The sequence below is a fragment of the Mumia xiangluensis genome (genome assembly GCF_010994095.1).
Taxonomy (GTDB): domain Bacteria; phylum Actinomycetota; class Actinomycetes; order Propionibacteriales; family Nocardioidaceae; genus Mumia; species Mumia xiangluensis.
Genome location: NZ_WJYO01000007.1, coordinates 60215 through 75219, shown reverse-complemented (window position 1 = coordinate 75219; position 15005 = coordinate 60215). Strand labels below are relative to the sequence as shown.

Below are 15005 nucleotides of genomic sequence, written 5' to 3'. Positions count from 1 at the left end.
CCACGAGTTTGGATATGGCCCTCGACTGACGAGAGCGTCCTTCATCTCCAGGTAGGCCGACTCCTTCACGAACTGGACCCCGCGACCCTCGACGTGCCGGCTGATCTCAGGAAGAGGCTGCTGCGCTGGGTCGAGACGTTCATGGACCAAGGGCCGATGTGGGAATGGGACGACCCTGAAGTCTGGCGTCAGTTCGTGTGGCCGGGTTTCGGCTAGCGGCCGATCTCCAAGAAGCTCTATGGCCTCAGTACGAGGTCTATTACACGGACCGCTTGGAACCTTCCTCCAACTTCCCCTAGATCCCCTCTGCGCGGCGTCGCTCGGCGTAGGCCCGGGTGTCGGGTCGTGGGTCATGCGAGTGACGACGGCCATGTGCAGGGCTGGTTAACCGCCGGTCACCGGGGCGGGCTTGAGCCGGTAGCGGGTGGTGTTCTCGAACGAGCCGGGGATCGGACTGACGCCGGCGAGGGCGGCGAATGCTGCTTTGAAACGGACCCGCCGGCGCGTGACCAGGCGGCGTAGACGTCCGCGACGGTGACCGGGCCGATGCAGGTCTTGTCCAGTAGTTCGGCGGCCTTGCTGTCGCGTACGAGGTCGATCATCTGGGCGTGGTTGGCCGCGAGATCCTCGTTGAGCGCGACCACTCGCTTGGCCAGCCGGACTGCCTCGGCGCGAGCGGTGAGCGTCGCGAGGTCTTCAATGCGGGTGCGCCAGCGCGCGACATCGCCGATCTGGCTCGCGGTCACTGCACCGGCACCCTCACGCTCTGGGCCTCGAGGAGCGCAACCGACAACGTTCCAAAGTCTCCGGCAAAGCGCCGACAGGAGTTCGAGCGTCACGATCTTCCGCCCGGAAACGACCGCTTCCGGACACGTCAACGAAGAGACAGGTGCCGGCTCAGTGGGTATCAGGTTCCGCGCTGATCCCGGCCAGTTTGTGGCAGGGGTGCGCATCTAGAGCGCGCCGAGTAGCGGCTTGCGGTTGCTGAGCCACAAGGCAAGGGTGGCGCCAGCACCGAGCAGCATGATCGACCCTGGCAGCAACGCCACTCTGAACTTGTCCCCGGCTTGTTCCTCGCAGTCGGCGAGTGCCTCGAGCTCGTTCGTCAGAACCTCGCTGCCGATGTGTGCGCTACCGAAGTAGATGTCGTAGACGTTGCCACAATCCACACCTTGCCGCTCCAGGTCGACCGGGACGCGGGGATAGATGGTGGTCACCATGAACGATGCCCACCAGATGGACGCAGCGACTGTGATGACGAGCGACACGAACCACGGCTTGGACAGTCCCCGTCTCATTTCGCTAGCCGACCTGCTTGATCCGGACGATCATCGTTCTCCATCTTCCCCATTTTCTCGGATTGGTCTCCGTGCACACTCACCCTGTTGACGAAGGTGTGATGAACGTAGAGGACAAGCCGCGTTGGGTCTCACGAATCGAGAACGCGGTTGAGGTTGACCCGCGGCAGAGGCGGGATCGGATATTCACACTCCCGGCGTGTTGCCGCTCTGCGAGGAGGAGTCCGGGGCGCCCGTTTCCGGGCGAGATGGAAGGTGCCCCGCCCCCACCAGGTGGGGGCACCGTCACACGGGAACGACGTGGTTTACTGTCTCTGCTTCCGAAGGGTCGCAGCGCTATACACGGCGAGTCCGGCTACGAGAGCGGCCGTGATGATGGCGAACTCGACGGGACCGATCGATCCGCCGCCCAGGACGACGACGATGCCGTAGATGATGAGCATCACGGCATAGCCGACCAGAATTCGGGTTAGCGTACGCATCGGTAGATCCTGCCCTTGTAGGTCTTCCCACGGTAGCCGTTCACCTTGAGCGTGGCCCACGGGGAGAAGTTCGAGCAGTAAGAGTCCCGGGATCCCGACACACGACTTGAGGTGCCGCTGCCAGATCGGACGGGAGAATAGTCGTCATGCCCGAACGAGCCCCGGTGTCACTCGACCTCAGCAATGCCGAGCGCTACATGCTGGCGCACGGACTCAAGGGCTGGGACGGGCCCACCGAGTGCACCGAGTCGCTGGCTCGAGCGTTCGGTTTCTCGGACCTCGAGGAGTTCGTCGACGACGGGAAGCGGATCGCTGATGCGATCTGGAGGCGCGAGCCTCTCACGACTGACGACTGGACTCGCGCGCTGTTTGCACTCGAAGTTGGTTGGGTGAGCGTTGTTGTCGGGTATGCCAACGAGTGGTACAGCGTGCACGGCTGGTCAGACGGCCGCTCGTTGGCAGTGCTCCGTAGCCTCCAGCGAAAGATCCCGTGGCAACGCGAGGCCGTTGGGCCCTGACTGGGCGTGCCGGGTTGTACGAGGGCCGGGATGAATCGGCCCCGTGTCTGGTGGAGGCTCGGGGCGATTCAGAGCTGATCGACTGGTGGTACGCGGATGACCCCTTTGGCCAGGCGGTAGGACTGGCGGCCTAGTTCCGCCGCGCTTGCGAGAGGTCGGAGAGCGAGCGCTCGAGTCCGGGTTCGAGCTACCGATCGCGGGTCGCCGAGGCGGCGGCTCTCGCGCCATTCGCCGATCAGGCCGGTGGCAGCGCTCCAACACTGGCGCGACGATGCGCCTCTCGGCTTCGCCGAGGTCGCCACACCGCTGAACCAGCGCGAGATCTACCTCTGGTAGAGGCCATCTGCGTCGATTTGGTCCCGGAAGGGACAAAGTGATATGAATCGCCCATGAAAACTTGGGCAAGTGTCCGAGTCACGGCTGCCGCGGTTGCGGTCACCGTCGTGGCCGGACTTCTCGGGGCGGGCCTACCGCTCGCCAGCGCGGCGCCAGCTGCCGCTGAAGACACTGGTGGCGTATTCGTACCCGTCACCCCAAAGCGCATCGTCGATGCCAACACGTGGGGTCCGGCAAGTACAGGCAACTTCAACGCGAATGAGACTCGCTCTTACCAAGTCACGGATGTCGGCGAGGTTCCAGCTTCCGGCGTATCTGCAGTCGTGATCGACCTCGCCGCACACGGAACGACTGCGGCGACGAGTTCGTACATGACGGCCTGGGCCTCAGGGACGCCGCGACCGGTGGTATCTAACCTCTACTACGACAACGTCAACGTTCCCAGGTCCAACACCGCGATCGTGCCGGTCGGCGACGACGGCAAGTTCAGCCTCTACAACTACATCGGCACAACGAGCGTGACCGTCGACATTCAGGGCTACTTCACCACCGGCGGCGCCGTCGGTGGTGGGTTCGAGGCGATCACGCCAACGCGAATCGCCAACACCGCGGGGTCAGCCGGAGCGGGGCCCAACGTCCCTCAGCAGCGCTTGGCAACCGACGCCAGCGTTGACATCCAGGTTGCCGGTCTGGGTGATATCCCTACCGACGCGACCGCAGTCTTCGCAAACATCGAAGCGCGAAACGCCACCGCCCCGGGTCAGCTCAAGGTCGGTCCGGGTGGCGCCAGCATGACAAGCTCTTATCCCGCTGCCATGGATTACGGCACGTCCGGTCCGTACGACTCGGGTGTCAACATCAAGCTGAACGCCGACGGGAAGTTGCGCGTCACGAACTACAAGGGGTCATCGGTCGACGTCAAGGTCGACGTTCAGGGCTACTTCACCGGCACTGCCGGTGAGGGAAGCGTCTTCCACCCCATGAACCCCGCGAATATCTACGCGACCGGAACGACGGACCCTGCCGCGCAGTTGCAAGCCGGAGAAACACGCCTGGTTCAGGTGGAGGGCGTCGCAGGCATCCCTTCCGACGGCTCCGTGACGGCTATTCCTATGACCGTCTCAGTGAAGGCATGGACGGCATCGGGAACGGTCACCGTCTTCAACGCCGACGACGAGATGCCCGGCACCACCACGTCGTCCTTCACCAAGGATCTTGGCGACCCATGGAACGGGATCACCTCGACTGCGATCGTTGGGGTCTCCGGTGACGGTCAGGTCGCAGTCCATAACACCAGCACGCAGCCCGTGGTCGTCACTCTGACGGGGCAGGGATGGTTTGCCGATCCCCGTCTTGCCGACGTAGAGCCAGAGCCGGCACCTGAAGGAACCGCGCACGTGTCGGGCACGGTCATCGAGAGCGACACGCCAGCTGCCGGTGCCGAAGTCGCGGCAGGGATCTGGCCAAATGCTGACTATCTCGCGAACGCGCCTGCCGATGTCGACCTGCCGATCTGGCGTGTCCCTGCGACAACTACCAACGACGCGGGCGACTTCGAAATCGACGTGGACACAAGCCAGGTCCCGGCTGAGTTCGTCAATCCGGATGGATCGGTGGATCTCCAGATCTTGGCCGAGGACGAAGGTCTCGGAGCTCCGACCTTCACACCGGCCCCTGTGATCGCAGAGGAGACCAGCGAGGTCGCGAGTTTCTCCACGGTCGACGATGACGAGGCAGCCGAGCCCCCGCATCTTCGGATGGACCTCTCGACCGGATCGACGACCAACACCAATGACCCCGAGTCGGAGTGGGAGACTGACGTGGAGCCTGCGGAGGTCGTTTCTCTGCAAACGACCTCGGAAATGATTGACGCGCCGACGTCACCGCTTTCCGTTACCGCCGAGGATCTCTTCCCAAGCGAGTGGACCAGCGAGACTGTCGCAGAATCGAACGCGAGGACGGCAGCGATGCTGAACGGGACGGAGTCCGTATCCCCGGGCGCAGCCAGCGCAAGGGCCGGCGGTGTGCCGTGCATCAGTAACCAGCCGACCGGCGAGGTCCGCAACGGTGTACAGGAGCGGTTCGGTTCGATCTACAACTGGAGCGGTGCCCCGGTGAGCTGGACTCAGCGGACAGGAGCAACTCATACGCTCGGAGTTGCGGCCAGCTACGACGGAGGTTCGTACCGTCCCAGCGGCACGATCAGTCTTTCCCGAACCAAGAGTTCGGGTGGCTCCGTGACGAAGAAGGGTCAGGTGAATCGGACCTGGTGGAACAAGGTCAACTACCGTCAGTTCCGGACGGGATGTGCGGGCACGATGACCACGTACTGGCGCCCTTCCTCGTGGAACATGTTCTTTACGAAGTCCGAGCCTTCGGTCAAGAAGAATTGGCGGGAGCAGTGCACAGCGATGGATCCGGGCGACACCTTCGAGAAGACTCGAGGCAAGTCGTACACCAAGTCCTCCGCCATCAGCCTCGCTGGGGTGAGCCTGTCCGCTCAGGCCGGCTACACCCGAGCGACGAAGTTGCTCTTCAACTTCAAGAAGAAGTCGATCATCTGCGCCAACAGCAGCGTCGGACCCCTGACATCACGAGCTGTGCAGGCACATCCAAGATGATCCGTCGCGTAGCCTGTGGCGTCGTCATCCTCTGCGTCAGCGTATTCATGAGTGCATGCTCGGCTGAGCAGGGGAGAAGCGATGCCACAGGCACGCCCAAGCCGGAACTACTCGTTGCTGGTGACGGCGGGTGGACAAATCTCGGATTCAACGCTGCGGGAACCAGAACGGCGAGCATCTGGGTGAGTACGGTGTGTCTCTCCACTCCAGGAGGCGTAAGGATCGACGGCGCAGAAGCGCTCAAGGTCAGCGGCGACTTGAGTATCGCCGACGTGACCGTCTTTGCACCTCGAGACGGAGTAACGCCTCTGAAGATCCTGGACACGTCGCTACCGGATGCGGAGCCATTCCGCGGTCGCGACGAGGTGACCCGCGAGTGCTCGCAAGGTGTCGAGAATGTTGCTGTCGAACTACACAAGGGTGAAGCTAAGGCAGCGTCGCTCGAAGGTATTCGACTGCGCTACACCGCCGAAAATGGGGGCAAGGGATCGCTTGTGCTTCCCGTCGCCGTTGCAATGTGCGAGAGCAACGACCCGAATACGTCCTGTACCACGGGTTCTTGATGTGGTCCGCCGGCACCCCGACCAACGTCGGGGTGCCGGCGAGTCAATGCGCGAGCAGAGGCGGGATCGAACATCACACCCCCTCGGCGTCTGCGGCTCTGCGAGGTGGTGTCCGGGAACGACCGTTTTCGGTCGTGTCAGATCCGAAGGGTGCCAGGCAGCCGGTAGGGGTTGCCAGCCTGCGCCGGCTGGTTTTGCCGTCGGACTGTCTGGGTCTCAGGTCGGGATCGGCGTTGCCGGACCGGCCACTTCCACGCGTCGTGCTCGCGGATCACGTCGATGCGGTAGCGCGAGTACTTCCGGTCGAGGGAGGCGTACTCTTCCGAGTCAGAGGCGATGCTGACGGTGAACTCGACTGACACCGCATCCGGCTCTTTGGCGTTGTCGGCGCTGGCGGCACGGACCCACACGGGCTGCGGGGTCGTAGTAGACCTGGGTGTTGTCGACGACGTTCGACAACGAGGCCATAGCGACGTTTGAATACGAGGCCACCCAGACAGATTGGATGGGTGATCTCAGTGGAGGATTGGGCTCTGATCCGGCGGCTGGTTGCGGACGGTATTCCGCAGCGTCAGGTCGCGCGGGATCTGGGGATCGGTAGGTCGACGGTTGTGAATCGCCCCGGGTCTGATGGAGGCTCTGGTGTGTCCACTCTAGGCGACGGTCAAAGTCTGGGGCAAGCAGGTCATGGCTGTCGGACCGTTCCCTCCGCGTCGCTCGTGCAACCACTGCTGGGAGAACCGAGTCCAGGCGTTCCGCCGCATCTGGCCAAATTCATGGAGTCTGTTGCGGTCGAGTTGCTCGCGCGCGGTTGAGGTCACGTAGTGGTAGAGGGCTTCTTCGGCCTCGTGCCACTCGGCGAGCGCCTCGTCACAGTTGATCCAGCGAGACCGCCAGTTGAAGAACGGCTCGGCCGAGCTCAACAGTGTGACATGCCGTGAGGGCGAAGCCGATGCTGGCGCCGGTGCTGAGGTCTGAGACGCCGAGGATTACCGTCGCCGACGCCCCTGTGATCCAAATCAGGTTCTGAGTCGCTGTGGCGTAACGCTGCCAGCCCCGGCGGCTCGCTCGCGCATAATCGCGATCGGCTTACCGTTGCGCCCGCACTAATTCGGCCAGCCGATCTGCGGTCACGCCGACTTCGAGCTCTCTAGTCGGAGACTGGCCGGGGACTCGTCGGTTGGCCCGGTAGGCGTTGTCTCCACGAGATGTCGAGCGCCAAGGTCTGAAAGTTCATGACGCGAGTCAAACAGAACCAAAGCGACGACTTGGGCAGATCGGGGTGGTCGTTCAGGCCGTGGGGTGTCCTGACCGGGAGAATCGCGGCGGTAAGAAGTAGGTCGGCCCAGCCGGGGCGGCGGGCGAGAACCTTGTCCGTCCGCAGCGGCCGGTCAAATACACCACGGGCTCACCGCACGCCCAGTACTGCGCACCGGTGGAATGCCGCGGTTGTACCTGGCATTCCGGGCCCGGTGAATTGGTATGTCGGTCGGAGAAGCGCGGTGCTCTTTGGCACGGGCTGCTCAGCCAGGACGCTCCTCCACCTGTCCGCTCATCACGATGGCGTTGTAGATGAACTGCCACCTTGCAGCGGTCCGCGGTGCGTCCCCTCGGAACTTGATGCCAGCGAGCATGTCGATGTCGACCTGCGGGAGGTTATTGGCTTCGGCGAACTCCTGAAGCGACTCGGGAACATCGACCGTCGTTGGGGTGGACTGGACGACTCGCCCAAGAATATCGGCGAGCGTTACGCCGAGCGCTGTAGCGAGTTTGTGCAGAACCGCGACACCTGGTCGGCTTCCGGTTCCGTGCTCGACTGTCGAGAGGTAGGACTTACTGACGCCCGCACGTTCGGCGAGTTCGGTCAGAGAGAGCCCTTTGTCGGTGCGGAGTGTTCGGATACGTGTGCCTATCGCCTTGACGTCGTCTGGATTGCGTGAGGTGTTCGGTGCGTTCATGGTCGCTTCTCCTTGCGTGTGGGCGAGTTGACGCCGACGGCAAGCACACGCAGGACGTCTTCGCCTTTCTGGTTGTCGAAGTAGGGGTACGGGCGTGCGGAGACCCGGAACTGTCCGGGCGCTCTGAGGCATGCCATGTCGGCGACTTCATCCACGAGCTCGCCTTCGGTTGCGCGGAAGATCGGGTGCGTTCGTGGCACCGACTTCTTGGGTGGGATGAAGATGTTGAGGTGGCGTGACCACGACGCATGGCGGACGCGGAGTTCGGGGCGCGGGTTGGTCTTGCTCGTGCCGAACTGCAGCCGCACGAAGAAGGCGGGGGCCGCGGAGAGGCGCACGAACCGTCGGGCCGTTGCCTCGAGGCTGGCTGCGTAGAGGTTGCTGACTGCTTCGAGTGCGTCCCAGCCGAAAGGGCGTTCAGCGAAGTCCTTCGTGACAAGCCGGCGGGGAAGGACGAGTTCGCTCGCGCCTACATCAGCGAGCCACTCGACGTCGAGCTGTCTTGATTGCCGGGGCGTGCTGCGGCCCGGGGTGCAACGGAAGTTCGTCGACAGAGTGAACCCTGGAAGGAGGGTGTGGCAGATCTCGTGGCCGAGCGTGAAGTTCTGTCTGGGGAGCGACTCGAGAGCGTTTAGCTGGACTCGGAGCTGGCCGTCCTTGTTGATGAGGCAGCCAGAAAAGGTGTCGATGGTTTCCTCGACGTCAACGATGGCCTGGATGCTCGCCAGCAGGCGCAGGTCCACGGGAGGGCGGGTGACCTCTCCCAGGTCGACCAGGTCGGCAGCCAGGTCTTGGATGACGTCCTCAGGTGATGCCCGCGGGCGTTGCCGCATGGCGATCTCCAGCGCTGAGAGCCCCTCTATCCCGGTCATCCTCACTAACGATAGCCCGTTCGCATTGACGAACGGTACAGCGGCGTGTCATCCTGATTCGTGTTTGCGAACGATAGATGATCGTTTGCGAACGGAGAGGCGCGGCAGCCGGCCGGGCCAACGAACGAGGGGAGTGCACAATGACCGCAACTGCCTCACCCGGAGGCCCTCCGCCCTCCGGCGCCCCTGTGGCCGCAGGCCACGGATCGGCCCCGCCTCGCGGCATCGGCAACGTCCCGCGGTCCACGACTGAAACCGGCAAGTTCGGACGCCTGTTCCGCGGCCTGACCCCGCTGGTTCTCGACGACGCGCAGATCCAGAACGTCGTCGCTGCGATGGTTGACCAGCCGGACCAGCCAGGCGGCGGCTGGAGCGGTGAGCCGACTCCTTCGGACGCGACGCTGGCGGCGGGGTGGACGTACTTCGCGCAGTTCGTCGACCACGACATCACCTTCGACCCGACTTCGATGCTCGACCAGGCCAACGACCCGGACGCTCTCGAGAACTTCCGCACGCCGCGCTTCGACCTGGACTGCCTCTACGGCCTCGGTCCGTCCGCTAACCCCTGGCTGTACGACGGCAACGACCCTGACAGACTGCTTCTCGGCGTAAACCCGCCCGAGTTCCTGCAGCGCGACCTCAACCGCAACCACCAGGGCCGAGCCCTCATCGGCGACCCCCGCAACGACGTGCACGTCATCGTCGCGCAGCTCCACCTCGGGTTCGTCGAGTTCCACAACCACGTCGTCGACCGCGTACGCGCTGACCCGTCCCTCGTGACTGGCGTCCCCGCCACCCCCGTGGGCGGTTGGGGCGGCGGACCTGCCGTCACCGGACAGCCGACCTTCGGCCAGATCGTCACGCTCGTCCGGTGGCACTACCAGTGGCTCGTGCTCACCGGGTTTCTCCCGCTCATCGTCGGCCAGGCAACCGCCGACGAGGTGCTCAAGCGCGACAAGCACGGCCGGCTTGACGCCGCCCTCAAGCTGTACAACGTCCGCCGCAACCCGTGGATGCCGGTCGAGTTCTCGGCGGGCGCCTACCGCTTCGGTCACAGCCTCGTCCGCGACGCGTACCTCCTCAACGGAGGACTGACGCCGTTGCCCGTGTTCTCCGTGGAGGGTGACTCCAACCCACTCGCTGACCTCCGCGGCTTCCGGCGCATACCGACCGGATGGGAGATCGAGTGGCACCGGTTCTTCGACGGCCTGCCGACCTCAGGCGGCGAGACCCAGCGAGCGCGGCTCTTCGACATCCGCATCTCGAGCCCGCTGCACTCCCTGCCCGCCTCGATCGACCAGATGCGTCGGTCGCTCGCGTTTCTCAACATCAAGCGCGGCGTCGCGCTCGAACTCCCGAGCGGCGAAGACTTCGCCGCCGCGACCGCCGGCAAGCTCCGCATCGACCCCGCGACGGTCGCCATCCAGACCGGGCTGCAGCACCCGGCGCCCCTCTGGTTCTGGTTCCTCAAGGAGGCAGAGGTCACTCGAGGTGGCCAGTCGCTGGGCCCCATCGGCGGCCGCGTGGTCGCTGAGGTTCTCATCGGCCTTACCCAGAATGACCGCTCGTCCTTCCTGCGGGCCCAGCCTGACTGGCGCCCCACGCTGGGAGCAACTGCCGGGGAATTCGGTATCGCCGACGTCCTCACGGTCGGGGGAGTCAGCGTCTGAACGTCTCGGGTGGCGGCCGGATCGAGGTCTTCGGGCCGGCCGCCGCGGAACTCGCCGTGGGTGGTGTCGTCGTTAGCCCATCCCTTAGTTGATGCCGCCATTCAGCGAGCCCTCGCCCAGCTCACGCTCGGCGCGAGGTGAGCTCCGGCATCGAGTGTGAGGAATGTGGGAGCCTGTGCCGTGAGGAGGGGTGATGGCAGAAAGACGGTCTGGAGGTGGTCGTCCGCCTGACCGGCGGCTTGGTGTCATGTTTCTCGGCGCTGGTGCCTCCAAGGCAGCTGGGCTTCCTCTGACGGACGAGCTTCTCCGCCACATTTGGCCGCGGGCTTTTGAGGCTGGCTACGCCCGGTGGGAGACTCTGCGCTCTGCCAAGCAGTGGAAGGCAGATCTGGAAGCTGCTGCCAGGGTTCTCTACCCTGACGGGGGTTCGCCCGAGTTTCGTCCGGTGGTCAGCGACTTCTTCACCCTTCTAGAGGTGATGGAGCGCGTGCACGGCGGCCGTGAGCGTCTCCCGCTCGACCCCGGCGACCTGCTGAAGGGCCTGCGAGCTGAAATCGCCCAAGGCCTGCTCGCCACGGCCGCGGCGCAGTGGCGCCGCGCATCACACCTTCCGCACGACGGCTGGTTCAAGGCACCTCAGGGTCGGCCGGCGGTGGTGATCACCTCCAACTGGGACACGATCGTCGAGCAGAGCGCCGTGCGCGCGGGGTTGAATGTCCAGTTGTCTTGGCCGCGCACTCGGAGCGGAAACAGGCTGGTTGATCTGCCCCCGAAGACGGTCGTAGTTCTCAAGCTGCACGGTTCGGTGGATTGGGGGCGTGGAGACGATTCGTGTGTCGTCGACGTCGCGGCCACGAAGTCGTGGGAGTTTGATCGGATTGACACCCCCATTAGTTCTGCGGCGTTGCGGAAGCACAGCCGCGAGGGCGACGAACTGTTGGTCCGGCACCGCTCGTACGATCATCCGGTAGCCAGCGCCCGTGGCGTCCGTCGATTTGACGAACCCCACATGGCGACCATGGCCGCCGGAAAGGAAGCGTTCATCGCGGACCTCGGGGAGATCTGGGACGACGCGTACTGGGCCTTGTCTCGGGCGTCATGGCTCGACATCGTGGGCTACAGCTTTCCTGCGGACGACCTGGAACTTCGCACACTCTTACGGGTGACAACGCGTAAGCCTGGCCAAGCCGGGTTGGCCTCTGATGTAGAGGTCTCGATCGTGAACCCGTCGCCCGATACGCACGAGCGAGCACGCTCGTTCCTGGGCCAGGACATCTCATCCTCGTTTGCTGGAGCAGAGTCTTGGAACATGCGAAGGCGACGGCCAACGAAGGGTGGCGACACTCTCTGACCGTCGGTCCCCTCGTGCCCCGCGCCAGCGTCATAGTGGGCGGAATGCTGCGCCGTCGTTCACCATAATGAGTTGCGTCCAGACCACCTTGCGCGGCCACCGGCGATGACAAGTCCAACCTTGGCCGCACTGAGGCGGCAGAGGAACGAACAGCGACCAGACCTGCTGACAAGTGCTGGAAGGCCTTCGTGCAGGTCAATGGCCGGACCCACGCACTTAGCCGGCGGGTATCACCGTCGCGTGTCCAAACCTCGTAGGCGAGTTCGAACTCACGAGAGATGCTGTGCGACGCGGTCCTGGGGACGCTCGTCGTCTCGCCCACGTCTAATCAATCGTGGCTTGGCTGTGAACTCCAGTCCGCAGCGCGTGGGCTGAGCGCTCGAGATTGGTACGACTGAGGGTGTTGGCGAGGACGTCTCGGCCACTTGGCTTGGCGGAGGGCAACGACGCCGAGGGTTCGATCGCACCTAGGCGCTCCGTGGTGACGTACTCGCGGGCTGGCTCGCGCGAGCGTGTGAGTGCGACGTATAGCGCTTCGCGGGTAGTCGCTTCGTCGACGACAACGTGTGCCGTGTCGACGGTCGCTCCTTGGGCGCGCATGGCTGTCATCGCGTAAGCAAGTTGGGTGTGATTGGCGACGTAGTCGCTAGGCAGGTCGATGGTCGTCCCGTCGGACGATCTTGCTCGGAGCCCGCCGTCCGCACCGACGGTCGTGACGGTCCAGGTGTCGCCGTTCTTGACGAAGCTCGACCTATCAGAGCTTCGCAGGCGGCGGTCGTTGCGGCGCGTGACGATGAGGTCGCCGACTCCAGCAACTGACTCATCGCGCAGTGTCACGCCGTTCTCCTCGACGGTGCCGGCACGTACGCGCATGCGTCGCGCCTGAAGGTTTAGGGCGAGGGCGTCGCGATCATTCGTGGTGATGATGAGGCTTCGGAGGCCTGCATGGGTATCACGCGCCCAGCCGTCGTACGCGGCAGAAAGCATGGCGGTGTCGCTGCCCGACTCGGCGAGGCCGCTGTCGAGGAAGTACTCGATGCCGGTGGGGTCACCGCGGCGAATCGCGAGTGTCGCTTGGGCGGCGGCGGGATCTCTGAACCGGCGCAAGCCAGTGAGCTCGGCGCCGCCGATTCGGTCGATGAGGAGTCGGAAGGCGCCGCCAGCGTCGACGGATGAGAGCTGGTATGGATCGCCGAGGAGTCGAACCACGGCGCCACGAGTGCGGGCGTACTGGACGAGCCCGTCGAGTCGATGGGTGCCCGCGAGTGTGGCTTCGTCGACGAGCACGAGGTCGCCTTGTCGAAGGCTGGCCCAATCGTCGTCGATGTTGGGATTCTGCGAGAGGTGCTGGAACTTGTGAAGATTCTCCGCGCGGCACCTGAGTTCGTTCTCGAGGACGTGTGCTGCAGTCGCCGACGGAGCCAGAGGGATCACACGGCCGCCGCTGTTGGTCCAGACAGCGGCAAGCGCGCGCATGGCGGTCGTCTTGCCCGACCCCGCTGGTCCGATACCGAGCGCCAGGCGTCTCGATGTGGTCGAGAAGGCGAGAACGAGAGCGCGTTGGTCATCATCAAGGTGCTCGCCTGAGCGGCACTCGTAGCGGTCGAGCGACAGCGACGCCTGCGCGGACGTTATGGGAAGTGGAACAACCTCCGCTGCAGCCTCGAGTAGTCGCGCCTCAGCATCGAGCATGGCCTGGTTGGTGTACCGCTCGCTGCCATGCTGAGTGAGGACGCTCTCGCCGTTCTCCCGCCGTGCCACCACGGCCGGCAAGTCCCGGTCCGTTCCGAGCGAGACCGAGACTGCGGGGGAGAGGGCTTGATCGAGGATCCGCTCAGTAATCGCTTCGCGGTCTGCTGGGTTGGTGAATCGGAGGTGGCGGGTCTGCCGCTCGATCTCCGCGATGATGTTCCACCGCGTCCAGGTGGACTTCCGTTCGGCAACGACGGCTGTGGTGACGTTGGCGATCAGGTCGACGGGTACGTCGTCGGGGTTCCAGACGCGTTCTGCCCTGTCCGTCGTCGTACGAACCAGTCCACGGACCTTGCCGCCGCCGATGACCGAGGAGGCCTCGGCACGCCACATCTGGATCTTTTCGTGGAGCGGGACACCGACGCTCTTGGGCCCTCGAGTGTCGAGCGTGGCCTGTTGCGCGAGTCGGAGCTGCATCGCCGTGTCGGGCTCGGTTGCATGATCGCGGCGGTAGTCGTCGGCGAGTTCGCGGTACCGCTCCTCTACGGCGGCTCGCCTCTTGGAGAAGTGCCGGATCAGCTGGTGCGGCACACCGTCGATCTCGCGGATCGGTCGCTTGTCTGAGCGTCGGTTGTCGGGACGCTCGGTGAACGTGACGCCGAGGCGACGGAAAAGCTCGGCCTCCATCCGCGTGTTGTAGCGCTCCGACGCCGCGACCGCGGCGGCGTGGAGTGCTCGCGCGTCGAGAGACAGCCATCGTGGGGTTCCGTCGTCGCGGTCGTGGACGGCGCGGACCTTGTTCGAGATCGCGACGTGGGTGTGGAGGTCGGGGTCACCAGCGCGGGAGTCGAAGTGGTCGAACGCTGCGGCGATGAACCCGCGCGCGTCGATCTGCCGCTCGCCGTAGTCGCCGATGCGGGCGAAGCACGTCTCGCGCTCCAGCCAGGAGAGAACCGACGCTACGGCTGCGTGGTGTGCGTCTGTCACTGCCTGCCGAGTGGCGGCGTCGCCGAGCCCCCACAGCAGCGAGGCGCTCTTCACCGGGGTGAAGACGAGGTCGTACCCGGCGACGGCGCGACGCTCTTTGGCGGCCTCTGAGGCTTCGATCCTGGCGCGTGCGGTGGCATCGGGGGTGTGGCCGGTCTTGCGCTCGTACCGCTCGATCCGTGCCGCGATGCGAGCCGCGCGAGTGTCTGGCATCTGGTAGACGGGGAAGGCCCGGCCGAACTGTGTCGCGCGGCGCGCATCGTCCGAATCCGCACCGTTCGTGACCTCGAGCGCGATGATCTGCTCGGCGTCAGGGTGGAGGCCCGCGCCGTACAGCGAGCGCATCTGGTCCTCGCGCACGGTGCCGCTGATGGCGAGGTCAGCGGCACCGGCGCCGATCCAGCGGCCGGGAGGGTTGCCGCTGGCGGTGTAGTACGCAACGAGATCCTGGCCGGCGCTGCGGTACACGTCTCCGGAGGCGACCTGGCGGGTGAGGTACGTGTAGCCGTCCCCAGCGTGCAGCTTGTGCAGCGTCATCATCAGTCGCGCACCTCCTCGTCCAGAATCCGCGCTGTCGCGGCGATCCGGAACGGGCGTTCGTGTGCAGGCGGTGGGCACAACGCCCGGGGCTGCTCGTGGGCACCGCAGGGTTGCCTC

The 15005-nt window shown here is 64.8% G+C and carries 13 protein-coding genes; 6 read left to right on the top strand and 7 right to left on the bottom strand.

Annotation, left to right across the window (positions count from 1 at the left end):
• Nucleotides 1-395: 395 nt before the first annotated feature.
• From GH747_RS20110 to GH747_RS20100, 3 genes are all read right to left on the bottom strand, one after another.
• Nucleotides 396-746: a hypothetical protein gene (locus GH747_RS20110; RefSeq protein ID WP_194842935.1), complete on the bottom strand. Its 351-nt coding sequence runs from the start codon at nucleotides 744-746 to the stop codon at nucleotides 396-398.
• A gap of 207 nt (nucleotides 747-953) precedes the next feature.
• On the bottom strand, nucleotides 954-1268 hold the full coding sequence (locus GH747_RS20105) for a hypothetical protein (protein ID WP_149771432.1): 315 nt from the start codon (nucleotides 1266-1268) through the stop codon (nucleotides 954-956).
• Between the two features lie 335 nt (nucleotides 1269-1603).
• Nucleotides 1604-1780 (bottom strand): hypothetical protein, encoded by a 177-nt coding sequence (locus tag GH747_RS20100; RefSeq protein ID WP_153816639.1) that lies wholly within the window; start codon nucleotides 1778-1780, stop codon nucleotides 1604-1606.
• 164 nt (nucleotides 1781-1944) lie between these two features.
• Here GH747_RS20100 and GH747_RS20095 point away from each other — a divergent pair, with 164 nt between their 5' ends.
• The 3 genes from GH747_RS20095 to GH747_RS20085 all read left to right on the top strand — a co-directional run bounded on the left by GH747_RS20095 (nucleotide 1945) and on the right by GH747_RS20085 (nucleotide 5818).
• Complete coding sequence (locus GH747_RS20095) at nucleotides 1945-2298, top strand: hypothetical protein (protein WP_149771431.1); 354 nt, start codon at nucleotides 1945-1947, stop codon at nucleotides 2296-2298.
• Nucleotides 2299-2687: 389 nt separating this feature from the next.
• Nucleotides 2688-5255 carry a hypothetical protein gene (locus GH747_RS20090; protein WP_149771430.1) on the top strand — a complete coding sequence of 856 codons (2568 nt, stop codon included), beginning with the start codon at nucleotides 2688-2690 and terminating at the stop codon, nucleotides 5253-5255.
• Nucleotides 5252-5818, top strand: a complete 567-nt coding sequence (locus GH747_RS20085; RefSeq protein ID WP_149771429.1) for a hypothetical protein — start codon at nucleotides 5252-5254, stop codon at nucleotides 5816-5818. The genes GH747_RS20090 and GH747_RS20085 overlap by 4 nt, the downstream gene beginning before the upstream one ends.
• A 137-nt stretch (nucleotides 5819-5955) precedes the next feature.
• Here GH747_RS20085 and GH747_RS20080 read toward each other — a convergent pair whose 3' ends face one another.
• Complete coding sequence (locus GH747_RS20080) at nucleotides 5956-6180, bottom strand: hypothetical protein (RefSeq protein ID WP_163695816.1); 225 nt, start codon at nucleotides 6178-6180, stop codon at nucleotides 5956-5958.
• Between the two features lie 147 nt (nucleotides 6181-6327).
• Between GH747_RS20080 and GH747_RS22460 the strand changes: the two genes are divergently transcribed.
• The gene (locus GH747_RS22460) at nucleotides 6328-6633 is read left to right on the top strand and encodes a helix-turn-helix domain-containing protein (RefSeq protein WP_205603039.1); all 306 of its coding nucleotides are present in this window, start codon (nucleotides 6328-6330) and stop codon (nucleotides 6631-6633) included.
• Between the two features lie 708 nt (nucleotides 6634-7341).
• On the opposite strand, the gene GH747_RS20070 is transcribed toward GH747_RS22460, so the two are convergent.
• Nucleotides 7342-7776 (bottom strand): helix-turn-helix domain-containing protein, encoded by a 435-nt coding sequence (locus tag GH747_RS20070; RefSeq protein ID WP_149771427.1) that lies wholly within the window; start codon nucleotides 7774-7776, stop codon nucleotides 7342-7344.
• The gene (locus GH747_RS20065; protein ID WP_149771426.1) at nucleotides 7773-8648 is read right to left on the bottom strand and encodes an ImmA/IrrE family metallo-endopeptidase; all 876 of its coding nucleotides are present in this window, start codon (nucleotides 8646-8648) and stop codon (nucleotides 7773-7775) included. Before GH747_RS20065 ends, GH747_RS20070 begins: the two co-directional genes overlap by 4 nt.
• 140 nt (nucleotides 8649-8788) lie before the next feature.
• On the opposite strand from GH747_RS20065, the gene GH747_RS20060 reads away from it, so the two are divergent.
• Nucleotides 8789-10318: a peroxidase family protein gene (locus GH747_RS20060; RefSeq protein ID WP_163695813.1), complete on the top strand. Its 1530-nt coding sequence runs from the start codon at nucleotides 8789-8791 to the stop codon at nucleotides 10316-10318.
• Between the two features lie 445 nt (nucleotides 10319-10763).
• The gene (locus tag GH747_RS20055; RefSeq protein ID WP_149771424.1) at nucleotides 10764-11669 is read left to right on the top strand and encodes an SIR2 family protein; all 906 of its coding nucleotides are present in this window, start codon (nucleotides 10764-10766) and stop codon (nucleotides 11667-11669) included.
• 324 nt (nucleotides 11670-11993) lie between these two features.
• Here GH747_RS20055 and mobF read toward each other — a convergent pair whose 3' ends face one another.
• The gene (gene mobF, locus GH747_RS20050) at nucleotides 11994-14888 is read right to left on the bottom strand and encodes a MobF family relaxase (RefSeq protein WP_149771423.1); all 2895 of its coding nucleotides are present in this window, start codon (nucleotides 14886-14888) and stop codon (nucleotides 11994-11996) included.
• Between the last annotated feature and the right edge of the window lie 117 nt (nucleotides 14889-15005).

What these genes read in the sequence shown, in the direction of transcription:
- GH747_RS20100 (WP_153816639.1), bottom strand. Translation starts at nt 1,780, where the DNA reads ATGCGTACGCTAACCCGAATTCTGGTCGGCTATGCCGTGATGCTCATC.
- GH747_RS20070 (WP_149771427.1), bottom strand. Translation starts at nt 7,776, where the DNA reads ATGAACGCACCGAACACCTCACGCAATCCAGACGACGTCAAGGCGATA.
- GH747_RS20085 (WP_149771429.1), top strand. Translation starts at nt 5,252, where the DNA reads ATGATCCGTCGCGTAGCCTGTGGCGTCGTCATCCTCTGCGTCAGCGTA.
- GH747_RS20065 (WP_149771426.1), bottom strand. Translation starts at nt 8,648, where the DNA reads ATGACCGGGATAGAGGGGCTCTCAGCGCTGGAGATCGCCATGCGGCAA.
- mobF (WP_149771423.1), bottom strand. Translation starts at nt 14,888, where the DNA reads ATGATGACGCTGCACAAGCTGCACGCTGGGGACGGCTACACGTACCTC.
- GH747_RS20090 (WP_149771430.1), top strand. Translation starts at nt 2,688, where the DNA reads ATGAAAACTTGGGCAAGTGTCCGAGTCACGGCTGCCGCGGTTGCGGTC.
- GH747_RS20060 (WP_163695813.1), top strand. Translation starts at nt 8,789, where the DNA reads ATGACCGCAACTGCCTCACCCGGAGGCCCTCCGCCCTCCGGCGCCCCT.